This is a genomic window from Gilliamella sp. Choc5-1, from assembly GCF_001690595.1.
Classification (GTDB): Bacteria; Pseudomonadota; Gammaproteobacteria; order Enterobacterales; family Orbaceae; genus Gilliamella; species Gilliamella apicola_M.
Window position 1 is genome coordinate 1 of sequence record NZ_LZHH01000069.1, and the last position, 4,374, is coordinate 4,374.

Consider the following 4,374-nt stretch of genomic DNA (forward strand, 5'->3'; position numbering starts at 1 on the left):
CGATTATAATTCCAATCAATAATCTTGTTTTTTAACTCAGACAGATAATCTTGGGCGGCTTGTTGTTGTGCTGGATTAAGAATTTTTTCTAAACGAGTTTGAATTTCCTTGTTATATTCCCAAACTGGGGGAAGTTGCTCAGAATCCCACGCTAAATTGTTACCTTGTTCCTCGATTTTTTGTTTTGCATAATCACTTAATAGTGACCACGCATAGGCTTTAACAATATCATGCTCACGGCCTAATCCATATAAATAGGCTTCAGTAACCCGTAATATACCAATAATCGAGCTATGCTCCGCCATTAACTGCGCATAATCAATCGGCAGTTTCAAATCCTCTAATTTTAACGATTTGCGATATTCGGTTAATTTATTAATCTTTTTATAATGTTCATCTTTATAATGGTCGCCTTGTTGAAATAACATTTGGGCTATCAATTTTTCGTAGCAATGATACCCCCCGTCAATAGCATAGTTTAAATATTCAATGCTTTTTTCTAATTTATCATCTGGACATGGATGTGCTATTCCTTTTTCATTATATCCACAAGGGCTATACCACCAGCTTTTTCGGTAAGCAAAATAGGGATATTTTAAATCGGCAAATTTATCCCATAAATAACCTCTCATTTTAATACTTCTAAACACTTTAGGTTCAACTAGTGGGTTACCGGCATTATCTACTAACTGATCGCGATATTTACGCATAAACTCGGTAAATGACATCATTACTTCTTCTTTTCCGCTTCCATCATACAAATCTTCCCAATGAAGCAGATCATAATAATAAGGCATCGCATTTTTATCCCATTGCCAAGCATGCTTAATAAACTTTACTAAGCTATCAGGATCAACAACACCATAGAATACTTGATCGTCGAATGCATGCCTATATAGCTGTTCAGCTTCGTCTATGCGTAATAATTCATTTTCAGGAATAGTTGAAGGATAAATTGTATAGTCCATAATTATAGTTTCCGGTTGAACAAGGTTATCATCTAAATTTAATAAATGATCAAAATAAAAATACACAATACCGATAATTGCAAAAAGACCAATAACTAAAATTTTAAATTTTTTCTTTATCGATATTATTTTTTTTAGGTAATTCATTAAATATACTCCAAATCATTTTGATTAAAGACATCAATTTCCACAATACGTGGTTCTAACGTGCCATTATTAAATACTCGACAAGGTAGAATTTGTTTTTTAGGTGCAAGTTTTTTTATTTCTTCATAAATAGGATAGATAGGATTTATTACGCCTTGTTTAAGTAGTTTTTCTTCATAATCTTTCTTTCGTAACAAAGTTTTTTCAAGCGTATCACCCGTAACTAAAGCATATCCCCATAGGGCACAAGATGCGAATGGTAAAATAGCTTTATTAGATACTCGGTCTGGACGATATTTGAAAACTTCTGCGTCTTGTTCTGCTGTTGTAGTTTCAGATGCCGCTACAATAATTCCCCCTATACCTACAATTATATCTTGGTTAAAAGTTCCAATATCGGCAGCAAAATTACCATAAGTCACTTGCCCTAAACAACGAGTTTTTTGCTTTTCTGAAATCGTTTTAGCCAAACAAATTTGTTGTTCAATCATATCTTTATCACAAGTATCTTCATATGCTCCACCTCGGCAGGAGTGTAAAACAAAAATCCCTTCGTTAGGATGCCAAGGTAAAACTTCCATATTGTCTTGATCGTTAAAATGGATATTATTTCCTTTTCCTTGTAAATAAAGCGCATCATGCCCGCCATGACCAAAATAGTGAATTTGCCATAAAGCATATTGACAAGATGTTTCGGGAGATGTGAGTTCATTATATAATTTTGTCCACTCTTGCTTAAACTCATTGGGATAAAGAAAACCTTCTATAATTCTGATTTCAGCATCAGGGTATTTTTTTCGTAATCTTAATTGTTTATTTCTTGCTGCTTTTTCAAGTTCTATAGCACCATGCCCTCCATACGCAAATAACACAAATAACGGTGTCGGCACATTTTTTAATACAACTTCTTTAATGGCTACTTTGCCATTTTCAAGTTTACTGGTTTGGGCTGTAAAAACTTTACATCTTTGAGTATTTTCATCATCATTTGGCATATTTAAACTTACCTACTAATTAATTCCAGGGTGATTGTTTCGTTTTCATCCACAGAATGAAATGCTTGTGTATATCCATTTTTATCGGTTTGACCTTGCACCTTTTTGCCATTGGGGAGCGTAGCAATGTAACGTTCATTGGCGTAGATTTTTCCTGATTCATCTTTACATATAAATTTAACTGCATAATCACCAATAATGTCGGGTAAAGATAAATCATCAATACTCATATCTGTTACCCCCATTTTCTGCATGACATTACACTTCAGATAAACATTATCCTGTGTGCCAAGTTCAATGCCTTCACTGCTGATTTTTATATATGAACCGCCACACATTAACGTAAGCTGTTCGCTTGCGGTGACAGTGAGCTCACCATCGACACTGTCAATTTTGATATCTTGCTTGGCGGCCATGTTGAGGTTGGCGTTTTGGGCTTGCACCACAATATCGCCTTGGTTGGCAAACAGTTTCATGCCTGATTTGTGGGCAAATAAGCCCATCGCTTCGCCCGATGAGAGGGTAAGGTTTTTTAAGGCGGCAATGTCAGTTTGGTTTTCACTGGTTAAAGTAACGCTGTTGCCGGTGGAGAGTTGAATGTTTTGTGGACTGGTTAAGGCAATGCCTTCTTGGGCATAGGCAAGTATGCCGCTTTGGGTCAGTTGGCTTAATGTTTTGTTAAGTTGTTCTTGGCTGTCAGTGTCTGCACCGTGGGCTTCAGACTGAGTAGCCGCATTTTGTAGGGCTTTGGCAATGGATAGCGCATTTTCAAGCTGGGTAATGGCGGCTTGCATGTCGAGCTGTTTGCCTTGCGCTTTGGGCTCGGTTTGGGTGGTTAAGTATAATCCCCGTGCAGCTGTTATGGCGCCCCATTCGTCGGTGCGTAGTTCAAAACCTTCACCGCGGGGTTGTTTTTTTTCGTTAACTAAGTGACCGATATTAAGTTGCGTTTTGCCGTATTCGGTGGCCAGTTTGATATGCTCTTGCCCGCGTTTATCATCCATGCGCAGTTTGTTATTAGCCGGGGTGCGAATGACATTGCGGTGTTTGTTGATGGTGGTGATAGGGTCAGGGTGGGCACTGTCGTGCATGGCATGGGCAATATAGGGCCGGTCGGGGTTGCCGTTCATAAAGGCAATGGCCACTTCGGTGCCGTCAATTAAGGGAAAGTGAAAGCCATAGGTGCTGCCTGCATACGGTTTGGCTAAACGTATCCAAAGGCTTTCTTCGCCATTTTTCCATGTTTTTAGGTCAAAGTTAAATTTAACGCGGTAGCGTCCTTGAGTGTCAATATAGCCATAGGTGTCATTGTCGGGACTGGTGACCCTTGCCGGCAAGGTGCCGCTGATTTGGGGCCAGCGGATAGGCGTCGGGCGGTAGAGCGTTAATGCCTGATAAGGAATCGCAGTAAATTCGAGCTCGTATGCATCGGTGCGGTTACCGTGTCCTTGTACACTTAAAATAATTACGCCGTCATTGATATTATTCAGTGGACTGCCGTTGAGGTTAATCCATTGACCCGGTGCTAGCGCGTAGCGGTTGCTTTTACCGTGAATAATAACTTGTTGGCTGATTTTTTGTTCGTGCCGTAGGCGTGCATACCATTCACCACTTTCGATGCTAATTTCACTAGAATTGTTATCACTAGTCTTAACTTGACCGTTATCATTGAGTCCTTTGTAGTGCTCTTCATAACGGTAATCTGTGCCATAGGTGGTGGTGCTTTTCGGTTGGGTATTGATGTCTTTGTGCAAATCCGTATTGGCGGTTCGATAGTTATAATCATTTACCTCAACTGATGAGGCCACCACGGCACTGTGTAAGCGAATATCCCAAACGCTTTCAGTGCCACCATCTAAGGTGCCACTCGGTGGTTTGTTATCTATGTCGGCAACCTGAGCATAACCTTGCTCATAATCACTTAGCACCATGACATCACAGTTGTGCTCAGCATGGGTTTCAAAGCGAAACCAAATCCCTACATCCGCCAATAAGCGTTGTATGAACTCAAGGTCACTTTCTTGCCATTGGGTAATAAATTCTCGAGACGGGTAGGTGTCTTTTAATTCCAAGCGGTAATCAATGCCGGTAAAACCATGGCTGCGCAGTATCGATTCCACTACACTTACCACGCTTTGGTTTTGAAAAATGGCACACTGTTTTTTCATGGCTAACAACGCTAAGCGGGATGATAAAACAACTTGATAATGCGCTTGCTCTTTACTGACCGATAGCTGACTAAATGCGGTAACCACCCCATGAAG

At 39.8% G+C, this 4,374-nt stretch carries 3 protein-coding genes; all 3 read right to left on the reverse strand.

Annotated elements, in window-relative coordinates; translation table 11 throughout:
• Window positions 1-1,115: hypothetical protein (locus A9G35_RS06375; protein ID WP_141673805.1), on the reverse strand; the 1,115-nt coding region annotated here is incomplete at its 3' end.
• A complete protein-coding gene (locus A9G35_RS06380) occupies window positions 1,115-2,110 on the reverse strand; it encodes a hypothetical protein (protein WP_065636150.1) in 996 nt (331 codons plus the stop codon). The genes A9G35_RS06380 and A9G35_RS06375, both read right to left, overlap by 1 nt.
• 8 nt (window positions 2,111-2,118) lie before the next feature.
• Window positions 2,119-4,374: type VI secretion system Vgr family protein (locus A9G35_RS06385; protein ID WP_141673806.1), on the reverse strand; the 2,256-nt coding region annotated here is incomplete at its 5' end.

Bases quoted from the DNA above. Each gene is read 5' to 3' on its own strand.
- A9G35_RS06380 (WP_065636150.1), bottom strand. From the start codon at position 2,110: ATGCCAAATGATGATGAAAATACTCAAAGATGTAAAGTTTTTACAGCC.